This window comes from uncultured Thermosynechococcus sp. (assembly GCF_937958135.1).
In the GTDB taxonomy this organism is placed as follows: domain Bacteria; phylum Cyanobacteriota; class Cyanobacteriia; order Thermosynechococcales; family Thermosynechococcaceae; genus Thermosynechococcus.
Genome location: NZ_CALGOG010000058.1, coordinates 1 through 21,158, shown reverse-complemented (window position 1 = coordinate 21,158; position 21,158 = coordinate 1). Strand labels below are relative to the sequence as shown.

The 21,158-nt window shown below is 52.6% G+C and carries 19 protein-coding genes, 1 tRNA gene and 1 pseudogene; 17 read left to right on the top strand and 4 right to left on the bottom strand.

The window, feature by feature from the left end; all coding sequences use genetic code 11:
- Nucleotides 1-475 precede the first annotated feature (475 nt).
- The 9 genes from Q0711_RS07340 (at nucleotide 476) to Q0711_RS07300 (ending at nucleotide 10,536) form a co-directional block, all read left to right on the top strand.
- A complete protein-coding gene (locus tag Q0711_RS07340; protein WP_298614665.1) occupies nucleotides 476-2,725 on the top strand; it encodes an EAL domain-containing protein in 2,250 nt (749 codons plus the stop codon).
- Nucleotides 2,726-3,048: 323 nt separating this feature from the next.
- Complete coding sequence (locus tag Q0711_RS07335) at nucleotides 3,049-4,389, top strand: CmpA/NrtA family ABC transporter substrate-binding protein (protein WP_298614662.1); 1,341 nt, start codon at nucleotides 3,049-3,051, stop codon at nucleotides 4,387-4,389.
- A 31-nt stretch (nucleotides 4,390-4,420) separates the two neighbouring features.
- Nucleotides 4,421-5,257: a nitrate ABC transporter permease gene (ntrB, locus tag Q0711_RS07330; protein ID WP_298614659.1), complete on the top strand. Its 837-nt coding sequence runs from the start codon at nucleotides 4,421-4,423 to the stop codon at nucleotides 5,255-5,257.
- 9 nt (nucleotides 5,258-5,266) lie between these two features.
- The gene (locus tag Q0711_RS07325; RefSeq protein ID WP_299042171.1) at nucleotides 5,267-7,243 is read left to right on the top strand and encodes a nitrate ABC transporter ATP-binding protein; all 1,977 of its coding nucleotides are present in this window, start codon (nucleotides 5,267-5,269) and stop codon (nucleotides 7,241-7,243) included.
- A gap of 29 nt (nucleotides 7,244-7,272) precedes the next feature.
- Nucleotides 7,273-8,118 (top strand): nitrate ABC transporter ATP-binding protein, encoded by an 846-nt coding sequence (locus Q0711_RS07320; RefSeq protein WP_298614651.1) that lies wholly within the window; start codon nucleotides 7,273-7,275, stop codon nucleotides 8,116-8,118.
- 227 nt (nucleotides 8,119-8,345) lie between these two features.
- Nucleotides 8,346-9,062: an ABC transporter ATP-binding protein gene (locus tag Q0711_RS07315; protein WP_298614649.1), complete on the top strand. Its 717-nt coding sequence runs from the start codon at nucleotides 8,346-8,348 to the stop codon at nucleotides 9,060-9,062.
- An 18-nt stretch (nucleotides 9,063-9,080) separates the two neighbouring features.
- Nucleotides 9,081-9,153: transfer RNA gene (locus Q0711_RS07310), tRNA-Arg, on the top strand.
- A gap of 25 nt (nucleotides 9,154-9,178) precedes the next feature.
- A complete protein-coding gene (locus tag Q0711_RS07305) occupies nucleotides 9,179-9,757 on the top strand; it encodes a hypothetical protein (RefSeq protein ID WP_298614647.1) in 579 nt (192 codons plus the stop codon).
- A gap of 62 nt (nucleotides 9,758-9,819) precedes the next feature.
- Nucleotides 9,820-10,536, top strand: coding sequence for a DUF4079 domain-containing protein (locus tag Q0711_RS07300; protein ID WP_299042168.1), 717 nt, complete (start codon nucleotides 9,820-9,822; stop codon nucleotides 10,534-10,536).
- On the opposite strand, the gene Q0711_RS07295 is transcribed toward Q0711_RS07300, so the two are convergent.
- From Q0711_RS07295 to Q0711_RS07285, 3 genes are read right to left on the bottom strand one after another with little or no spacing between them, the layout of a single operon-like run.
- The gene (locus Q0711_RS07295; protein WP_298614641.1) at nucleotides 10,533-11,138 is read right to left on the bottom strand and encodes a heme-copper oxidase subunit III; all 606 of its coding nucleotides are present in this window, start codon (nucleotides 11,136-11,138) and stop codon (nucleotides 10,533-10,535) included. The two genes, Q0711_RS07300 and Q0711_RS07295, sit on opposite strands and share 4 nt — an antisense overlap.
- 21 nt (nucleotides 11,139-11,159) lie before the next feature.
- Nucleotides 11,160-12,812 (bottom strand): cytochrome c oxidase subunit I, encoded by a 1,653-nt coding sequence (gene ctaD / locus Q0711_RS07290; protein WP_298614639.1) that lies wholly within the window; start codon nucleotides 12,810-12,812, stop codon nucleotides 11,160-11,162.
- Nucleotides 12,813-12,845: 33 nt separating this feature from the next.
- The gene (locus Q0711_RS07285; protein ID WP_366142444.1) at nucleotides 12,846-13,832 is read right to left on the bottom strand and encodes a cytochrome c oxidase subunit II; all 987 of its coding nucleotides are present in this window, start codon (nucleotides 13,830-13,832) and stop codon (nucleotides 12,846-12,848) included.
- Between the two features lie 190 nt (nucleotides 13,833-14,022).
- Here Q0711_RS07285 and Q0711_RS07280 point away from each other — a divergent pair, with 190 nt between their 5' ends.
- From Q0711_RS07280 to cruG, 8 genes are all read left to right on the top strand, one after another.
- The gene (locus Q0711_RS07280; RefSeq protein ID WP_298614634.1) at nucleotides 14,023-15,036 is read left to right on the top strand and encodes a phosphodiester glycosidase family protein; all 1,014 of its coding nucleotides are present in this window, start codon (nucleotides 14,023-14,025) and stop codon (nucleotides 15,034-15,036) included.
- Nucleotides 15,037-15,110: 74 nt separating this feature from the next.
- On the top strand, nucleotides 15,111-15,263 hold the full coding sequence (locus Q0711_RS07275) for a photosystem II reaction center X protein (protein WP_298614632.1): 153 nt from the start codon (nucleotides 15,111-15,113) through the stop codon (nucleotides 15,261-15,263).
- A gap of 103 nt (nucleotides 15,264-15,366) precedes the next feature.
- Nucleotides 15,367-16,224 (top strand): Ycf66 family protein, encoded by an 858-nt coding sequence (locus tag Q0711_RS07270; protein ID WP_299042166.1) that lies wholly within the window; start codon nucleotides 15,367-15,369, stop codon nucleotides 16,222-16,224.
- Nucleotides 16,225-16,249: 25 nt separating this feature from the next.
- Nucleotides 16,250-17,035 carry a nuclear transport factor 2 family protein gene (locus Q0711_RS07265; protein ID WP_298614628.1) on the top strand — a complete coding sequence of 262 codons (786 nt, stop codon included), beginning with the start codon at nucleotides 16,250-16,252 and terminating at the stop codon, nucleotides 17,033-17,035.
- Nucleotides 17,032-17,823: a septum site-determining protein MinC gene (gene minC, locus Q0711_RS07260; protein WP_298614625.1), complete on the top strand. Its 792-nt coding sequence runs from the start codon at nucleotides 17,032-17,034 to the stop codon at nucleotides 17,821-17,823. Before Q0711_RS07265 ends, minC begins: the two co-directional genes overlap by 4 nt.
- 38 nt (nucleotides 17,824-17,861) lie before the next feature.
- A complete protein-coding gene (gene minD / locus Q0711_RS07255; protein WP_298614623.1) occupies nucleotides 17,862-18,665 on the top strand; it encodes a septum site-determining protein MinD in 804 nt (267 codons plus the stop codon).
- Nucleotides 18,662-18,982 (top strand): cell division topological specificity factor MinE, encoded by a 321-nt coding sequence (gene minE / locus Q0711_RS07250; protein WP_298614621.1) that lies wholly within the window; start codon nucleotides 18,662-18,664, stop codon nucleotides 18,980-18,982. The genes minD and minE overlap by 4 nt, the downstream gene beginning before the upstream one ends.
- Nucleotides 18,979-20,187 (top strand): 2'-O-glycosyltransferase CruG, encoded by a 1,209-nt coding sequence (gene cruG, locus Q0711_RS07245; protein ID WP_298617747.1) that lies wholly within the window; start codon nucleotides 18,979-18,981, stop codon nucleotides 20,185-20,187. Before minE ends, cruG begins: the two co-directional genes overlap by 4 nt.
- Nucleotides 20,188-20,262: 75 nt before the next feature.
- Here the strand turns inward: cruG and tnpA are convergent.
- Nucleotides 20,263-20,577 (bottom strand): annotated as a pseudogene (gene tnpA / locus Q0711_RS07240) (IS200/IS605 family transposase); the annotation flags it as partial.
- Nucleotides 20,578-21,158 lie beyond the last annotated feature (581 nt).

The window sequence follows — 21,158 nt, the reverse complement described above, 5'->3', positions numbered from 1 at the left end:
GCTAGCTTTTCCAGTGCTGGCTATCCTTTGGCTCGCCTAGGTATTGGTGCTCGATTCTAGCTTTGGCCACAGTTTTCCTCTAGTCTTTTGATGGATATAGAGCCGCTTTTGACGCGGCTCAGCCTATTTATTTGCTTCATCATAGATAAAAGTCTATTATTTTCTCTTGTTTATTGATAATCCAAAATACCGCTGTACGGCAACTTTTTCGTGCTTCCTATTCATTTCATTCCCACAGTGATCTCCCTCAGTCGTTATGATGGATTTAGAAAGAAAAAATGAATACTCGCCCAAAATCAAAATGTTTTATTAGCTCACTATAGTAGAAGTCCTGTTGAATAAATCATCAAAAATGCTCAAAAAAGTAACGGTGTTTCCTGGGATGAACGATGATCCCCAGGAGCTACTGGACATACCGCAAACGAACTTAGGCCGGCTGCCATGCCTTTCTTCGTCATCCACCTCTTCGGTATCTTTGCTCAACTTATTGATCATTGAAAACATCCCCCAATCGGCTGAAATTTTGTATCCCTATCTGGCAAAGGTTGATTACGTTTCCTACCAAGTTCACACCTGTTTATATCCTCACTTAACCCCTGGTGTGGTTGCTCAGGCTAAACCTCATCTGCTGGTTCTCATTGCTCAGGGGGAGCATGTCCTTAAACAAGTACAAACACTCCGGCAACGTTATCCACACTTGCCCCTAGTTGTGATTGATCTTGGCGATCGCCCCGATTTGGCCACGCAGATTCTCCACAGTGGTGCTCAGGACTATTTAACTATTGAGGAACTAACCCCCAACCTACTGGCGCGCAGTTTCCGCCATGCCATCGATCGCCACCAAGTGGAACAACAACTGCTGCGCCACGCCCAATACGATCGCCTGCTTGTGCAGATTACCCAGCACATTCACCAATCCCTTGATCTGAGCACAATTCTCGAAACTGCCGTCAAGGATGTGCGCCAACTCCTGGGGTGCGATCGCGTCCTCATCTATCGCTTCCTTGATGACTGGCGGGGCATTATAGAGGTCGAAGCTGTGGTTCCTCCCTGGTTGTCGGCTTTGGGGGATGTGGTGGGGGACTCCTGCTTTACAGAACAGTATTTTGAAGCCTATAGGCGGGGCCGCATCCACGTAGTGAACAACTTAGACACAGCGGCTGTTGACCCCTGCTATCGTGACCTGCTAGCGCACTATCAAATCAAGGCCAATTTAGTCGTCCCCATTGTGGTGGAAGCGCGGCTTTGGGGATTGCTGCTCTGTCACCAATGTGATCATCCCCGCGACTGGCAAGACGGCGAAATTGAATTGATTAAGCAAATTTCAACCCAGTTGGCGATCGCCATTTTGCAAGCAGAACTGTATCAAAAAGCGCAAGCGGAAATTCAAGAGCGCAAAGCAATGGAAGCTCAACTCCTCTACCAAGCCCGCCATGACCACCTGACGCATTTACCCAACCGTTGGCTTTTTGAGGAATACTTGCGCACAACCCTCCGCCATGCCGCAGCACATCCCGACTATTGCTACGCTGTTCTCTGTTTAGACTTGGATCGCTTCAAGACCCTCAACGACTGTCTAGGATACTCGATTGGCGATTTGTTCCTGCAAGCATTTGCCAAGCGGCTCAGCGGTTGCGTCAGTCCTCAAGATGTGGTGGCCCGTTTAGGGGGGGATGAATTTGCCGTATTGCTCAACGACATTCAGGGCGTAGAACAGGCTCAAGTCATTGCCCAAAGCCTGCGGGAGCGCCTCAGTCACCCCTTTGAAATTGATCACTACACCCTCTACAGCACCGTGAGTATTGGCCTGGTGATGGGAGATGCCCATTACACCAGCAGTGAAGAACTCCTACGCGATGCCAACATGGCTATGTACCATGCCAAAACAAAGGGACACAATCGCATCGGTACGTTTAACCCAGCCCTGCTACAACAGGTGCGCGATCGCCTGTATTTAGAAGTGGAACTGCGGCAAGCCCTTGAACGGGGTGACTTTTTCTTGCACTACCAGCCAATTGTCAATCTCCGCAGTCAATCGCTGCGGGGGTTTGAGGCCCTACTCCGCTGGCAAAAGGGGGATACCCTCATTTCCCCTACAGTCTTTATTCCTCTTGCCGAAGAAACGGGACTAATTTTTGAACTCTCCCGCTGGGTTTTGCACAATGCCTGTGAGCAGTTGCAGCAGTGGCAGCAAAAGTACCCCAAACTCCAGTCCATGGGCTTTACAATGAGTGTTAATCTTTCTGCCAATCAATTTTCTTTGCCCACCCTTGTGGCTGAAATTCAACAAACTCTTGAGCATCGTCACTTGAGGGGGCAGTTTCTCAAGATCGAAATCACTGAAAGTGTGCTGATGCAGCACCTAGACTCTGCTTGCGAAATCCTTGCTGAGCTGAAGGAGATGGGCGTGCGCATTAACATTGATGACTTTGGCACCGGGTATTCCTCCCTGAGCTATTTGCGCAATCTCCCCCTGGATGGCATTAAAATTGATCGCTCCTTCATTTCCCAAATGGATCGCAGCCAAGAAGACCTAGAGCTGGTACACACAATTTTGGTTCTGGCGCGCAACCTGCACCTTGATTGCATTGCTGAGGGCATTGAAAACAAGACTCAACTGCAACTGTTGCGATCGCTCCGTTGTCCCTATGGCCAAGGCTATCTTTTTGCCCCGCCGCTGACCCCCGACAAGGCCGAGCTTTACCTCCAAGAGCACATCCTCTAAAGTACTTCAAATCAAGTTCAAGTTTAAGAAAACAAATCAAATTGTCATTCTTCTCATGCTCTGCAATCAAGTGATCAATCAAGGGGGGAAATTGTACTAATAGAGGGGTCTAATAGTATTAGTCTAGATTATAGATTCCATAATAAAATTAACTCCAGTTTATAGTATAGGCCTATATCTTTTTGGCGAGCTGGAGTGATAGGTTATTTTCAATCCAAATTTCGGTCTTTCGCCACCGCTAATTGGAAAACCCATCCCGGCCTATGAGTCTGGGAATCTGATTTTTTTGTCAACTATTTACTGTTCTCGGTATAGGTCACGCTATGTCTCAATTATCGCGTCGTCATTTTTTAATGACTGCCACTGCTACCGCCATGGGGGCGATCGCCCTCAAGGGATGTGCTCCCGCAGAAACTCCCCAAGGACAACAGCAGGGAGGGGGGACTACCACTACGAGTGCAGTGGAAACGGACACGATTAAATTAGGTTTTATGCCCATTGTGGAATCAGCCCCCCTGATTATTGCCAAAGAAAAAGGCTTCTTTGCCAAGCATGGTCTCACCAATGCTGAAGTCTCCAAGCAGGCCAACTGGGCCAGTGCTCGGGACAATGTGGTGATTGGCTCCGCTGCCGGCGGGATTGATGGTGGTCAGTGGCAGATGCCCATGCCCTACTTGATCAGTGAAGGCATTATCACCCTCAACAATCAAAAAGTGCCAATGTACGTTTTGGCACAGTTAAATACCCAAGGGAATGGAATTGCCATCTCCGGCGCCAACAAGGGCAAGGGCTTACACCTCAAAATCGCTGATCCCGACTACATCAAAGCCTTTGCTGCCAATAACGGCCGCAAGTTCAAAGCCGCCTATACCTTTCCCCATGCCAACCAAGACCTGTGGATTCGCTACTGGTTTGCGGCCAATGGTATTAACCCTGATTCCGACATTGAACTCTTAGCCGTTCCTCCCGCTGAAACGGTTGCCGGTATGCGCAATGGTACGATGGATGCCTTCAGTACCGGTGATCCTTGGCCCTTTCGTATTGTCAGTGATGATATTGGCTTTATGGCTACCCTAACGGCACAGATGTGGCCCTACCACCCCGAAGAGTATCTAGCCGTGCGGGCTGACTGGGTCGATAAACACCCCAACGCCACCAAAGCCCTCTTGAAAGCGGTGATGGAAGCTCAGCAGTGGTGCGATGACAAGGCCAACCGCTCTGAACTCATTCAAATTTGTAGCCGCCGCGAGTATTTCAACGTTCCCGGCAACATCCTCACTCCTCCCTACGAAGGCACCTACACCATGGGGGATGGTCAACCAAATTTCAACGACTTTAACATAGGACCCCTGTACTGGCGCGATCCCAATGGCAACAGTATTTCCTACCCCTACAAGAGTCACGACCTCTGGTTCTTGACTGAAAACCTGCGCTGGGGCTTCAACGCCGATAAACTCAAGGACTTTGACAATATCAAGCAAATGATTGGTCGGGTCAACCGCAGCGATCTCTGGCAAGAGGCCGCCAAAGAGTTAGGGGTGCCAGCAGCTGAAATTCCCACCACCGACTCACGGGGTGTTGAGACCTTCTTTGATGGCATCAAGTTTGATCCCGATAACCCTCAAGCCTATCTGGACAGCCTCAAAATCAAGGTCAAGTCCTAGTCATTTCGTTGCTACTCAATAGGAGACTTCTATGGCTGTTGCATCTGTTCGCCGTAATGGCAATGCCAATCCCCTCCTGAAGTTTCTGCGCCAGCAGGGGGCGGATTTTTACCTACCGATTATTGGTGTGATTGGGTTTCTGGTGGTTTGGCAGATTCTCTCTTCGATCAAAATTCTCTCCCTCCCCGGTCCGATTCAAGTGTTTGCTGATGAGCGCAGTCGCTATCTGATCTTTCATCCCTTTTACTACAACAGCCCCCTTGATCAGGGGTTGGCACGACAAACCCTAATTAGCTTGACCCGCGTTGCCCAAGGCTATGGGTTGGCAGCCATTGTCGGAATCACTCTGGGGATTTTGGTAGGTACCAGTAAGGCTCTGAATAAGTCCCTCGACCCCATCTTTCAATTTCTGCGCATGGTGGCACCCTTAGCGTGGGTACCCATCTCCCTTGCGGCGTTGCGCCAAAATGAACCCGCCGCGATCTTTGTAATTTTCATTACCTCCATTTGGCCGATTCTCATCAATACTGCCGTGGGTGTACGGGAAATTCCCCAGGATTACAAAAATGTGTCGCGGGTGCTGCGGCTGTCAAAGAAAACGTTCTTTTTGAAAATTCTCTTGCCCTCGGCACTGCCCTACATTTTCACAGGCTTGCGGATTGCCATTGGCTTGGCATGGCTGGCGATTATTGCTGCTGAAATCGTCATGTCGGGGGTGGCGGGCATTGGCTTCTTCATTTGGGATGCCTACCAGCAAAACTACGTCACGGAAATTATTGTGGCGGTGGTCTATATCGGTGCTATTGGCCTGATTTTGGATCGCTTGGTGGGCTTCCTGCAAAGCAAGATTGCACCAGCAAATCGCTAGGAGGAAATCATGGGCGTTTTTGTGGCTTTGGATCAAGTGGAGAAGGTCTTTGACCTGACGAATGGGGGGCAGTATCTCGCCCTCAAAGGAATTGACCTGACAATTCAAAAGGGGGAGTTTATCTCGCTGATTGGTCACTCCGGCTGTGGCAAGTCCACGTTACTAAATATGATTGCCGGCTTAGACCTGCCCACCTCAGGGGTGGTGACGTTGGAGGGACAGCGGGTGCGCCAACCGGGGCCCGATCGCATGGTGGTCTTTCAAAACTACTCGCTGCTGCCGTGGCTTTCGGTACGCGAGAACATTGCCCTAGCGGTGGATGAAGTGCTCGATCACCTGACTCCGGCTGAACGGCGGCAAATTGTCGAGTCTCATATTGACCTCGTGGGGTTGCGCCCCCATGCCCACAAGCCACCCACAATGCTCTCTGGCGGCCAAAAACAACGGGTGGCGATCGCCCGTGCCCTTGCAATTCAGCCGAAGCTGCTGCTGCTAGATGAACCCTTTGGTGCCCTAGATGCCCTAACACGGGGCAATTTGCAGGAACAATTGATGAAGATCTGCGAAGCCCAGCAGGTGACGACGGTGATGGTCACCCATGATGTGGATGAGGCGGTGCTGCTCTCGGATCGGATTGTGATGCTCACCAATGGCCCCGGCTCCAAAATTGGCGGCATTCTTGAGGTAGATATTCCCCGTCCCCGGCAGCGGCTGGCCGTTGTCGAACACCCCAGTTACTACAGTCTGCGCAGTGAGATCATCTATTTCCTCAACCAGCAAAAACGGGTGAAACAGTTGCAGGCACGTCGCAAACCGGCCATTGCCCGCCACGGTCTCGAAAAAACGAATCTGGAAATTGGCTTTGTGCCCTTGACCGCCTGCGCTCCCATTGCCGTTGCCTACGAAAAGGGGTTCTTTACCCACCATGGTCTAGAGGAAGTGTCCCTTGTGCGCGAGAGCAGTTGGCGGGGCATTGTGGATGGGATTGCCGCAGGCTATCTCGATGCCGCTCAGATGCCGGCAGGGATGCCCGTGTGGTTTACCTGTGGTGGTCATGAAGACCAGCCGCTTCCTGTGGTCAGTGCTCTGACCCTAAGCCGTAATGGCAATGGCATCACGCTGAAAAAGGAATTTGCTGAGCAGGGGATTCGTACCCTTGGTGACTTTCACCGCTACTTGCTGCAAACGCGCGATCGCCCCCACCGTTTTGGGATAGTGCATCCCTCGTCCATGCATAATCTCCTATTGCGCTACTGGCTGGCGGCAGCGGGCATTCACCCCGATCACGATGTCTATCTACAAACGATTCCACCGGCACAAATGGTTGCGGCTCTGCGCTCTGGCAGTATTGATGGCTACTGCGTAGGTGATCCTTGGAATCTGCGGGCGGCCAAAGAGGGGGTGGGCTTTACTATTGCCAGCGACATTGACATTTGGGCAGGGCATCCGGGGAAAGTGCTGGGTGTGCGCGAAGATTGGGCGACGGCCTATCCCAATACCCACATTGCCCTAGTCAAAGCCCTACTGGATGCCTGTCGTTACTGTGCCGACCCCGCTCACAGCGAGGAAATTAAGCAAATCCTCAGCCGCAAGGCCTACGTGGCCACCACCCCTGAGTACATAGAACTGGGGGTAGATCAAAATGGCGGGCCAGTACATCATCTGTTCTTTGGCGACGGCGTGAATCGTCCCAGCCGCACTGAGCACCTGTGGATGATGACCCAGCTTGCCCGTTGGGGCACTCTCCCCTTCCCTCGCAACTGGGTGGAAATTCTCGAACGGGTGTGTCGAGTGAGTGTCTTTAGTACAGCGGCCCGGGAGTTGGGACTCTTGGATATTAAGTATCGCACTGGACCAATCCAACTCTTTGACGGCACCACGTTTAATGCCGATGACCCCATTAGCTACCTCAATAGCCTAGAAATCAAACACGAGGTCTATATGGCAGAAATTCCTTTGAATTTGCCCTTGCCCCGTGCTGCTTAAGCCCAGATGTCAGACGATTGGAGTTACCCATGATTAGCCAAGGAAACCAAGCCATGACTACCCCTGCTGCTGTAGTTTCCGCTGAATCCTTTTTGCGCCTAGAGCAGGTGAGCAAAGTCTATCCCACCAAGAAAGGCCCCTTTACCGTGCTGACGGATATTACCCTCGATATTCAAGCGGGAGAGTTTATCTGTGTCATTGGTCACTCTGGCTGCGGCAAAACCACCTTACTCAATATGGTCTCAGGCTTTGTGCGTCCCACCACGGGAGAAGTGCGCCTCAAGGGTCAGCCTATCAAGGAGCCGGGACCCGATCGCATGGTGGTGTTTCAGAACTATGCCCTCTTGCCGTGGTTAACTGCTGCTGAGAATGTTTATCTTGCCGTGGATGCCGTCTGGCCAAAGAAATCCCGCCCGCAAAAGATGGCGATTGTCCGCGAACATTTGGCAATGGTGGGTCTAGCGGAGGCCGCAAATAGATATCCGGCACAGTTGTCAGGAGGGATGAAACAACGGGTGGCGATCGCTCGTGCCCTTGCGATTCGGCCAGAAATCCTGATTCTCGATGAACCCTTTGGCGCCCTCGATGCCATCACCAAGGAGGAACTGCAAGAGGAACTGCTCAGCATTTGGCAGAAACATCGCTGCACCGTGCTAATGATTACCCACGACATTGACGAGGCACTCTTTTTAGCTGATCGCCTAGTGATGATGACCAATGGGCCTGCTGCCAAAATTGGTGAAATCATGACAATTCCTTTCCCACGTCCGCGTGATCGCGAGCGTATCCTTGAAGATCCCACCTACTACCAACTGCGCAACGATGCCCTTGACTTTCTCTATCGTCGTTATCATCTTGACGAAGAAGCAGAGTAGCTGGTTAATGCTCTTTTCTGCCTTCATTGCAGAAGGGGAAAAACCAAAGTCCACAGGGTGTGCCCATCGGATTTAGGAGAGTGGCAGTGCTCTTGGATGTTTCAGATGGTCCGCTTATTTAGCCAAAACTGCATTATACTAATCGCACCCGCGCCCTCTTCAAAGAACTGAAACGCAATCTCGATCCTACTCGTAACCCAGAGGAAGCCTAGCCCATGGTTTAGGGAATGAGTTCTCAAGTGTGCATTTTGGAAGTTGAGTCCCTCAGTGTCCACTACGGGGGTATTTGCGCTCTGCGAGACGTGAGTTTGTCCATTGAAGCCGGAGAGTGCATTACCCTTGTGGGTGCCAATGGTGCCGGCAAAACCACCCTCCTGCGTGCCATCTCTAAACTCGTTCCCAGTGACGGTATCATTCGCTTTGCCGGTCAATCCATCGCACGGCGATCGCCCCACGAATTAGTAAGGTTAGGCATTGCCCATTGTCCAGAGGGGCGTCAGGTTCTTGCACGCCAAACCGTTCGCGACAATCTCCTTCTTGGTGCCTACTGCCGTCGAGATAAAGCACAGATTAAACAAGACCTCGAAGAGCAACTCAAGCGTTTTCCCAGACTGCGGGAACGACAACACCAACTGGCAGGAACCCTCAGTGGTGGTGAGCAACAAATGCTGGCGATCGCCCGTGCTCTGATGAGCCGTCCTCGCTTACTGCTCCTTGATGAACCCAGTTTAGGCTTAGCGCCCAATCTAGTACGAGAAATTTTTGCTATTTTGGCGCAACTGCGGGAACAGGGGATGACAATGCTACTGGTGGAGCAAAATGCTCACCTTGCCCTACAATTGGGCGATCGCGGTTATGTCCTTGAAGCGGGTCAAATGACCCTGAGCGGTAGTGCTGTGGATCTCCTAAATGATCCACGGGTTCAGCAAGCCTACCTTGGTTAATGCTATGATGAGAGCACTGGACGTGTAGCTCAGTGGATAGAGCATCAGATTCCGGTTCTGAGGGTCGGGGGTTCAAATCCCTCCACGTCCGTTCTTCAAGCCTCAGAATGATCAGAATGATGACTGAATCCGTTAGCCGTTCCGAGTTGAGCCAAGTCTTGGATGCGATCCAAGGAATGCAAAGCCATTTGCAGACAATGCAAGCTGCCATCCAAGGCATGGAGAAAAAGCTCGATATTCACATCGCCACTAGTAACGAGAAATTCCAAAGGCTTGAAGACAAGATTGATAGCACAGAGGCCAAACTGGAGCAGCGCATCAATGCCGTCGAAGCCAAACTTGAACAACAGATTAGCGCTGTAGAGACCAAACTGGAGCAGCGCGTCAATGCTGTCGAAGCCAAGCTGGAACAGCAGATTAATGCCGTAGAGGCAAAGCTAGAGCAGCGCATCAATGCCGTCGAAGCCAAGCTAGAACAGCAGATTAATGCTGTAGAGACCAACCTTGATCAACGGCTCAATTCCGCAGAGGCACAGTTAGGGCAGCGGATTGATACTGTAGAGTCCACTTTACAGGATATTTCTAAGCGACAGGCAGGCACAGATGCACGGCTGTGGGGATTCCTGGTGACGCTGTTGGTGGCTACCGTTGGATTACTGACTAAACTGCTCTTCTTTGATTTACCGCGTCCCTAGGTGGCGATCGCCCCTCTAGGGGTTACGCTACCTTAAAATTGGCTTTGTCTTTCTTAGCCCCTATGTTTCTCAACCTCAAAGACATCATTTTGCTATTGCATCCCATCTTGGCCTGCACCTTTGTCTTTCCCGTACTGGGGATCACTGCCTTCTTTGCCCTGCAGACGCGGCAGCGGCGCCTCAAAGGAACCACCACGATTCCTGCTACCGTGGGCAGTCTGCACGTGAGATTGGGCAATCTTTTGGCTGCTGGTGTGGTTGGCATCACATTGGTGGCCTTGGCATACTCAGTGGTCTTCGGGTTTCAGGGCTTCTTGATGCAGGCGGAGAACAACACGCTGCAACCGCTCTCTGTTGTCCTAGTGGCGCTGATGTTTGTGGTGACTATTGCAGCAACGGTGCTTCTGTATCGCGCTCAATCCAAGCGATGGCGTGCTGTCTTTGCTACGCTCTCAGGGATGGGGGTAATCATTCTGGCCTTTCAGCCGGGGGTCTTTCGTCGTGATGATGAGTGGTGGGTTTCCCACTTTTACGTTGGCTTGGCGGCTGTGATGCTGATGATTTTTTCTGTGGCCATTGTGCGGGAGATTTACCAAGATCGATCGCTAACTTGGCGACGCATTCACATCGGCTTGAATTCCCTTGCCCTTGTTCTTTTCCTTTTGCAGGGAATTACGGGTACCCGTGACCTTTTGGAGATTCCCCTGAGTTGGCAAGCCCCTGTCGTTTATCAGTGCAACTTTGACCCGCGATCGCCCCAATTCAAGACCTGTCCCTAAAAGCGAGTCAGGATATACAGCAGTGTGAAGAGAATAATCCAGATGACATCCACAAAGTGCCAGTAGATTTCTGCCATGGTCACTCCCGTATGCTTCTGGGCGCTGTAGTGCCCCGGACGGCGCGATCGCCAAATCACCCCCAAAATCAGCAAAATACCCACAAAAACATGGAGGCCGTGGAAGCCTGTCATTACATAGAAGCAGTTGGCAAAGACATTCGTGCGCAGGCCGTAGCCAAGGGTGAGATACTCATAGACTTGGCCCCCTAGAAACACCGCCCCCATGGCTGCCGTGATCCAGTACCACTTGCGCATACTGCGCACATCATCCCTCTTGATGGCAACATCGCCGTAGTGGATGACAAAGCTACTGGAGAGGAGAAGGAGCGTGTTAATGGTGGGCACAAGAAGTTCCACCTCGGTGCCTTCAGGTGGCCATTGTGCATGCATGCCCCGCAGGAGCAAATAGGCGGCAAAGAGGCCGCCAAACATCAGGGATTCAGAAATGAGAAAAACTAGCAACCCTAAAACCCGAAAATCAGGGTGCTCATGGCCATGATCAGCAGTTATGGCGGTGGTCTGAGAATCAATCGTCCCTTGCATGGCGATCGCTCCTAGAATGTCCTACTCTTCCTCATTTTCATTCGTACTTCCCTTGCGCTGCTCAATGCCGTAGTCATAGGGACCTTTGGTGACCACGGGCAGCACTTCCCAGTTTTCAATGGGCGGCGGTGAACTAGTTGTCCACTCTAGGCTGAGACCACCCCAGGGATTGTCGCCCGCAATTTTACCCTTGTTCCAACTCCAGAGGACGTTAATCAAGAAAGGAATAATTGAGAAAGCCAAGACAAAAGCACCAATTGTGCAAATGAAATTAATTGGCTCAAATTGCGGATCGTACATTGCTACCCGCCGTGGCATCCCTTTCAGTCCCAACTCGTGCATCGGCAAAAAGGTCAGGTTGGTGCCAATGAAGGTGAGGACAAAGTGAAGAATTCCCAATCGCTCATCTAAAAGCCGCCCCGTGATTTTCGGAAACCAGTGGTAAATCCCGGCATAGAGACCAAATACCGATCCCCCAAAAAGCACGTAGTGAAAGTGGGCCACCACATAGTAGGTGTCGTGGACGTGAATATCCACGGGGGCAGTCCCTAAGGTGACACCGCTGAGACCCCCCAAGACAAACATGGATAGGAGGCCAATGGCAAAGAGCATGGCACTGTTGAGGCGAATTTTGCCCCCCCAGAGGGTGGCCACCCAACTAAAGATTTTCACGCCTGTGGGCACAGCCACAATCAGCGTCGAAATGGTAAAGAACATCCGCATCCAAGGGGGAGTGCCGCTGGTGAACATGTGGTGCACCCAAACAAAAAGCCCCACACAGCAGATGGCCAAACTGGAGTAGGCGATCGCCTGATAACCAAAGATCGGCTTGCGGGCATGAACTGGAATCACCTCAGACATGATGCCAAAAATTGGCAGAATCATCAGGTACACTGCCGGATGGGAGTAAAACCAAAACAGGTGTTGATAAATGATGACATTTCCTCCCGCATCGGGCCTATAAAACGAGGTGCCAAAGTTAATGTCAAACAGCAGCAAAATCAAACCCACCGCCAGCACAGGTGTTGACACCAGCGCTAGAAGGGAGGTAGCCAGCATTGCCCAGCAAAAGAGGGGCAGTTGATTCCAGCGCATACTGGGCACCTTCATTTTCCAGATGGTAACGATGAAGTTCACCGCCCCCAAAATCGAGGAGGTGCCCACCAGGACAATCGCCAGAATCCACATACTCTGGGCAGTGGTGGCCGTAATCGTACTCAAGGGGGGATAGGCCGTCCAACCCGCTTGGGCACCCCCAAAGAGAAAACTGGCCAAAAGGAGCGCCCCCGCTGGCGGATTGAGCCAAAAGGCCAGGGCATTAAGGCGAGGGAAGGCCATGTCCCGTGCCCCTATCATCAAGGGCACCAAGTAGTTGCCAAAGCCCCCAATGGCTGCTGGCACAACCCAAAAGAAAATCATGATTGTGCCGTGGTTGGTCATGAAGGCATTGTAGAGATTGGGATTCAAAAAATCGGAATCAGCCGTTGCCAGCTCCGTGCGCATAGCCACCGCCATTAGGCCACCAATCAGGTAAAAGATAAAGGCAGTGACCAAGTATTGAATGCCGATGACCTTGTGATCCACATTGAAGGTGAAATAGTCATACCACTTCCACGCCTTGGGATGCCCAGGGAGTGACAGGGGGGTCTCTAGCGGCAGTTGTGCTTGCGCCATAACTCTCTCAAGAATACGACAGTAGGTAGAATGCTAAAGCTTGTCAGGAGAATGGTGGTGGGTCATTGCTTCCACCTGCGCCACCAATTGTGGGGTAACTCCTATTGCCTCAATATGGCGATCGCTCAGAGAGGAGATCACAGGAGCCGTTGCCGTTACTTGGTTTTGAGTGCGCCACGCTTCAAAATCCTCTGGGGTATGCACAATCACCTGCGTGCGCATGGCACCATGGTAGCCACCACACAGCTCCGCACAGATGACCGGATATGTCCCCACTTTGGTTGCCTTAAATCGCAATTCGGTGGGTACACCGGGAATTGCATCCTGCTTTAAGCGAAACTGGGGCACCCAAAAGGAATGGATGACATCGCGGGCAGAAAGGTTTAACTGCACATCCTTGCCCACCGGAATATGCAACTCCCCAGAGACAATGCCACTGTCGGGGTAAGTAAAAATCCATGCATATTGCATACCCGTCACATCCACCACGACGTCCGGAGCTTTGCCTTGAACATCGGGACTAGCCCCAATGCCAATTTCTGGAGTTGGCGCCGCTGCCAAGAGGGCAGTTGCATCACTGGTGGTTTTGGAGGGAGCCTCAGCAACCACTGCAACCGCTTGCTCAGGGGTATGCATTGTGTGCAGGGTGTGATCCCCCGGATTCAGCCCCCCCATCCGTTGAAAAATATCCACACTGTAGATACCAAGGAAAATCACAATGAGGGCGGGAATGGCAGTCCAGAAGACTTCTAGGGGTAAGTTTTCCTCAATGGGCAGGCCATCCCCCTCATCACCGGGGCGGCGGCGATAGCGAATCACAAAAAGAAGAATGGCACCCTGCACAACCAAAAAGAGGGCAGTACCAATTGTGAGCATAATGTTGAAGAAGTTGTCCACCAGGGGAGCTTGCTCAGAAGCTTGTTCCGGCAGAAGACCATGGTGCTGTCCAACCCAGAAACTAATCAGGGTTACAACAATGCCGGCGGTCAGTGTCCAGATTGGGGCGGGTATTTGTTCCATGGTGCCAAAGCGTCCAGAAAATCCCATCCCGATCCTAGGCAGATTCCCTAAGGATGTGGGTTAAAAGAATCTAAAGATTTATGTTGATTTATTGCTTATGCTGGAAGCAGATTGGGGCAGAATCCTCTGGTTTTGCGTCCTAAGCTAGGGATAGTTCACCAAACCTGACGGCTTTGCTGGAGGAAGACAAATGCTGAGTGTGCTGCCGGGGCTAGGCGTTTCGTTGGCCACTCTCCAGTACGCAATCCACAGAATAGATCAAACGCAGGTGTACATGGTGGCAGCTCCAATGGCAGATTATCGGGTGGTGATGACCGAACCCACCCCCAGTGGTGAGGACACTTACTTAGAGACGACAGCGGCTTTTGCGCGGCGCACGGGAGCTGTGGTAGCCATGAATACGAATTTTTTCCGTTGGTTGAATGCTCAATCCCTGCGTTCTTTTCAGGACTATCAAAAATGGATCATGGGGGAATTGGCGCCCGCTGGCATTGGCTACGCGGCACTGCGGCAGACTTGCTTAACGGGCCGAGGGCAGATTCCTGCAGGCGTTCTCGGAGCTTACATTGTGAATGGCCGTGGGGTGCGCCCCTACGAGGGTGGCTATGCAGCAATGGTGCACTTTCCTGCCCAAGGGGGAGTCGAGTTTTATCGCGGCAAGTTGCCAGAGCAGCCGTTTAATTTGGTGAGTGGCTCGCAGCAGTTGTTAGAGGCAGGCAAGAAACTGCCCGTGGATGGGAGCGATCGCACGTCTCCCAAGGCGATTCTCGGCAAGCGCGGTAATGAGTATATTTTTGTGGTTAGCGATGGGCGGGGCAATGGTGGTTCAAAGGGGGTGTCCTTTCCGCAGCTTCAAACCTTTTTGCTAGAGCAGGGGGTGACGGATGCCACTGCTGTGGATGGGGGAGAATCGGCAACCTTGGTAGTGAAAGGGGAAGTGAAAAATCATCCCCGCGATCGCTATTGCGAACTGGCGCGTTGGATCCCTGCTCCCACCCTCACATTTCTAAATCCTGAAGAGGAAGCGCGTGAAGCGGCCATGGCCATGGGGCGATCGCTCAGACCCGTGGGTGCCAACCTTGGCTTAGTGCCCCGGCATTCTCCCCAAGCAGGCCTTCCATTTGCTTTCTGGCAGAATATCCGAGAACGGTTGATCGCGCGGCTACGGGCTTGGCGCGATGCAGTGTGGCGCCATTCAGTCTAGTCGTTGCCTTCCTTAGCAGCAAGGCCGAGTTTTGTTAAAATTCTAGTGTTCACTTTGACCTGCAAAAAACAGCCATGATTCACGCTGCATACCCTCTACTATTAACGATTACCCCTTCCCTCAAGGGCTTCTTTATTGGTTTGGTTTCAGGAGCCGTCGTTTTAGGTCTCACCTTTATTGCTCTCATTGCTATTAGCCAAATTGATAAAGTGCAGCGTTCTTCTTAGGCCCTAGGCCAACGAGTAGATTTGCCAATTGCCGTTAGAATAGGGTCATAGCCCCAGGGCTATGGCTTCTCCTTCTATGTTGCCCCTTCAGTCAATGGGTTAAATGACTTATCTTTTCTTTTTCCCTCTCCTTGGTCAAATTGTTAATGTCGGACTAGGACCTGCTGGCATCTTGGGGATTGCTCTAGCGGTAGCAGGTGCCCTCCTCTATTTTCTGCGCTCGATTCAGCCAGAGCTGGCGCGGGATCACGATATTTTCTTTGCGGCAGTGGCTCTCCTGTGCGGTGGGATTCTCTTTTTTCAAGGGTGGCGTCTGGATCCCATTCTTCTCTTTGGCCAGTTTCTGCTGACGGGCACGGCTGCATTTTTTGCTTACGAAAGTATTCGTTTGCGGCGCGTAGCCACAGAACAGGCGCGGCGGAATACCCCCATTGTGGATGAAGAGCGCCCCGTCAGCCGCAGCTACACCTATCGTGCAGAAATAGAGGAACTTGAACCCTACGAGGACGAGGAAGAAGAGGAGGAGGACTATCCACCGCTGCGGCGCATTCGGGGTAGCCGTGATGTCTCGCGATCGCGCTATGAAGACGAGGATGTGGGGGATACTCCCCCAGTAGGACGTTTACCCTCGCGGCGCAGTACGCCGCCCGGAACTGAACCTCCCAGCCGTCCCAGTGTCCGTCGTCCCCCCTCCCGTCGTCCTCGACCGACCACACCGGCCGCAGAGGAGATTGTGGATGAACCCTATCGCCCGCCGACACCAACGCCCCGCCCCACCCGCCGTCCCCCACCGCCTACGACAGAAACAGCAACAGTGAGCGATCGCCCGCTGCGTCGCCGCCCTCCCCGTCCGCGCCCGGAAAACACCACCGATGGCAGTGAATATGTGCCCTATCAACCGTTGGATCGTCCCCCCACTGACGAGCAGGATAACTCCGCCAACTTTGATGATCATGAATAGACCCTAACAGCAAAGGCAATTCACAATGCGGCGATACGTTCTGGTTTCGATTCTGGGTTTAGCAGTGACCTGTGGCGGCATCCCGCAGTGGACTTGGGCTGCGCCCCTAGGGCAGGCAACTTCTGTTCCGCTGCCGAAATCTGTACAAGCGGTAATCAGTGGTTTGGATGCGGCGGCCAGTCAAAAGGACTTAGAGGGGGTGTTGACCTTCTATGATCCTGACTTCAAAACTGCCGACGGCTTGACCCTTGAGATATTGCGCAAACGGTTGCCCATCTTTTGGCAGCCCTACCGCGATATTCGCTATCGGACGACGGTGAATCGTTGGCAACAGCAGGGCAATGACTGGATTTTAGAGATTAGCACCACGATTGAAGGGACGGGGGGCACCAGCGATCGCCCACAACGGATGCGCGGCAGCCTCCAAGCCACTCAAGTCGTCCGCAACGGCAAAATTGTCCGCCAAGACATTACCCAAGAAAAAACCACGATCACCATTGGTGCCACACCCCCCACCGTGGAATTCTCGCTTCCCCAAACGGTGCGCCCCGGTGAAGAGTTTAGTTTAGATGCGATTGTTCAAGAACCCATTGGCAACGCAATTCTCCTTGGTGCTGCCAGTGATCAACCCATCAATACTCAAACCTACGCCAATCCCAGCCCCGTGAAATTAGAACTTCTCTCTGCGGGTGGCATTTTTAAGGTGGGACGTGCCCCCCAACAGCCCGGTAACCGCTGGGTCTCGGTGGCCTTAATTCGGGATACCGGCATAGTCTTGATTACGCAGCGACTACGGGTGAAAAAAACATGAGTGAGGCACAGACACCCTCCCTAGAGGAATCTGTTACGGAAAGCACTGAAGAGGGGGATGAGGTTGAATCAGCCGAAATACCTATCAATGGTCTTGTTCTAGAACATTGTGAAGGACGCTGCCGATTCATATTGCCTGCTGACCTCGATTGGATTGACCTGTGGCCACAACTACAAGTGTATCTCGCAGGTCAAGAACATCTTTGGTCAGAAACCTTACCCGTGGACTGTGTCTGTGGGCAGCGGCTTTTAGATCAATCCCAGCTGCAACAGTTGGCAGACGCTCTTAGTGAGCATCAGTTGCGACTGGACAAAATTATTACTGAACGCCGCCAGACGGCGATCGCTGCTGCCACCCTTGGTTACAGTGTCCAACAAAGGGAACTGCCTCCGCTACTTGTAAAAGAAGCCGATAGGGAGGCCAACGCAGCAGCTAACCCCCTTTACTTGAAAACAACCCTGCGCTCTGGCATGGAAATTCGCCACGAGGCCAGTGTAGTCATTGTCGGCGATGTCAATGCGGGCGCCAGCGTTATTGCTGCAGGGGATATTATTGTTTGGGGCCGGTTGCGGGGTGTGGCTCACGCCGGCGCTAAGGGCAACTTAGGGGCCCGAATTATGACCCTAGAAATGGCGGCCACACAGTTGCGGATTGCTGATTTTGTCGCGCGTACTCCCGATCCCCCCAAGCCTCCCTATCCAGAGGTGGCCTATGCCACGCCGCAGGGCATTCAGATTGCCCCAGCCGATGCTTGGGCAGGATCTCTCGCTGTATCCGAAGCACCTTAAGATAATCTATTTTAGTAAGCCAATTCCTAGGGAGTTCAATGGGGCGCACGATTGTCATTACCTCGGGTAAAGGGGGTGTGGGGAAAACAACCGCCAGTGCCAATATTGGTGTCGCTTTGGCAAAGTTGGGGCGATCGGTGGTGCTCATTGATGCGGACTTCGGCTTGCGCAACCTTGACCTATTGCTTGGCTTGGAAAATCGGGTTGTTTACACTGCGATTGATGTGCTGACCGGGCAGTGTCGCTTGGATCAGGCCCTTGTGCGCGATAAGCGTCTAAATAAATTGGTGTTACTACCAGCCGCCCAAAACCGCAATAAAGATGCCATCACGCCGGAGCAAATGCGGCAGTTGGCCTCAGCCCTAAGTAAACACTACGATTATGTGCTCATTGATTGTCCAGCGGGAATTGAGGCAGGGTTTCGCAACGCCATTGCCCCAGCTCAGGAGGCGTTGGTAGTGACAACGCCGGAAATCGCCGCAGTACGGGATGCCGATCGCGTGATTGGCCTTCTGGAGGCCTACCGCATTCGCAACAGCCATCTGATCTTAAATCGCCTACGCCCCGCAATGGTTGCAGCCAACGACATGATGTCTGTCGAGGATGTCCAAGAAATTCTTTCAATTCCGCTCATTGGGATTGTTCCTGAGGATGAGAAGGTGATTGTTTCCACCAACAAGGGGGAGCCGCTGGTTTTGGCCGAGTCTCCATCTTTGGCTGGGCGAGCCTTTATGAACATTGCCCGCCGCCTGGAGGGGGAAAAAGTTGAGTTTCTTGACTTAGAGGCGGCAAGCGGTGGGTTATTTAGTCGCATTCGACGCTTGTTTGGGGCAAAGGGATGATCAGTGAACTTCTGGAGCGGCTGTTTACCCGCACTCCCCCCAGTCGCACCACTGCCAAAGAGCGCTTGAAGCTTGTCTTGGCGCACGATCGCACAGCGCTGACACCTGAAATTTTAGATAATCTACGGCGCGATATTTTAGAGGTGGTCTCCCGCTATGTGGAGCTAGAAACGGAGGGACTAGCGGTTTCCCTAGAATCGGATCAGCGGACAACAGCCTTGATTGCCAATTTGCCGATTAAACGGCTCAAGCTGTCCCCGACGGAGGCGCCGCCACCAGAGAATTCCCCATCCAACAGCGAGGCAGGAGAAAGTTGAGTACCGTTGCCGTGGTATTGGCAGCGATCGCCAGCGCTGCAATTGTTGCCCAAGCCCCTTGGGCAGCTATTTTAGTGGCTCGCCTAGGGGCAGGTTGGCGACGTCCTGCTCCCTTGACCCCCCAGCCCTCTCGCCCGGAGAACTTAGCTAAAGTCTCCATCATTGTCCCCACCCTCAATGAGGCACGGCGGTTGCAACCCTGCCTAGAGGGGCTAATGCGCCAAGGCTACGAGGTGCGGGAAATTCTGGTTGTGGATAGTCACTCCCAAGATGGCACAGCCGAGATCGTGCGGGCAGCCCAGGATCGAGAACCTCGCCTTCGTCTTGAATTTGATCCCCCCTTGCCCCCTAGTTGGGTAGGGCGACCCTGGGCATTGCAGACGGGGTTTTGTCGCGCCCATCCGCAGAGTGAGTGGATTTTGGGGATTGATGCCGATACGCAACCGCAACCTGGCCTTGTGGCGAGTCTCCTGGAGACTGCCCAGCGGGAGGAATTGGATCTCATTTCCCTCTCACCCCGCTTTGTCCTCAAAACAGGAGGGGAATGGTGGCTGCAACCGGCGTTGCTTTTAACATTGATCTATCGTTTTGGTGCAGCTCGCAGCGTGGAAACTCAGCCGGAGCGGATCCTAGCCAATGGTCAGTGCCTGCTCATTCGGCGATCGCGCCTTGAGGCAATGGGGGGCTACCAAGTGGCTGCTTCCTCCTTTTGTGATGATGTGACATTGGTGCGGGCGGCAGCGGCGGCAGGTGCCCGGGTGGCTTTTCGCGATGGGTCAAAGGTGCTTAAGGTGCGAATGTATGAAGGGATGGCAGAAACCTGGCGAGAGTGGGGGCGATCGCTTGACCTCAAGGACGCCACCCCAGCGGCACAGGTTTGGGGCGATGTCTATTTTCTCTGGGCAGTGCAGGGACTCCCCTTGCCCCTCTTTGGTCTAGGGCTGATTGCCCTAGCAGTCACTTCTCCCACCCTCCCCCTAGAGATGGCAACATTCCTCAATGGCTTGCTGGTGCTAATTCGCTGGGGCATGACCCTAGCGATCGCCCCCGCCTACGATTGGCAAACAGGTCAAGGGCGCTGGCTCTTTTGGCTTTCCCCCCTTGCGGATCCTCTAGCGGCTCTGCGGATTACCCTCTCCTGTTGCCAGCGTCCTAAGCAGTGGCGGGGGCGGACCTATCCTGCCAAAACTCAACCTTTGGTTTAGATAGAGATACTACCAAAATCCGTCGCAGTGCTCCGCCCATAGCCGAAGGCTTGGGGGGTGGTGCGAAGGGAGCAATCACTCAATCTCAGCCTGCTGCTGGATGTACTGAGTGAGAACCGAAAGAGGTAATGATGCAGTACGAACGGCTCCAGAAGACCGGCTTTCGATAAACCTTGCCCAGGTGCTCATCAGGCGGCTAGAGACAGTCTTTAGGTTGTTGACCAGTTTAGACGGCTGAACCTTTGGGTTGACGGACATTAGCAGATGGACGTGATCCGCCTCACCATTGAACTCAATCAGCTCTCCCTCCCACTTTTGCAGAGTTTCAGAAAATATCTCTCTGAGCCTATTCAGCATGGGTTGAGTGATGCACTTGCGCCGGTACTTTGTGCAGGTGAACTGTAAGAGCAGTGATAGAGGGTATTTAGGGGCAGTGACATTAGAAGCGACTAAAGGTTATAATGCTCCTATGAGTGCGATTCGTTCAGTCGAAATCGAAGCAAGCAATTGCTAAGAAGGATGACTGGCAAGGTAATGAACCTTGACAACTGAGTAGTGATGATGGTGAGCCTTAAAGGGCAAGTCCATTCGGTGAAGCGCCCACCTGAAAGCACTTCCCCTACGGTAGCGATTGGTCATCAATCCGTAAAGCGGGGATGAAAGGAGGCAATGCTGAAAGCCTAATTCGGCAACCTTCAAGCAAGGAAGCATGGGGACGCAAGGAAGGTACGTCTGAACCGTCGTTAATAGGAAGCAGTCAAAAAGGCTGATCAGTTAAATGCTGGTAATAGACTGCGGCCAAAAGGCCAAGGCAAAGGAAGATGGCTAGTTCGTATTAGACCATCGGCGCATGTCCAAAACCCGGCGGATAGTACCCCCCTAAACTTCCAAACAAATCACTACTCGGAACGAAGTAACCCATCTGCAATCTCTTGTAGGTCGGTCAAACCTACAAGTAGCCAACCAAGGCG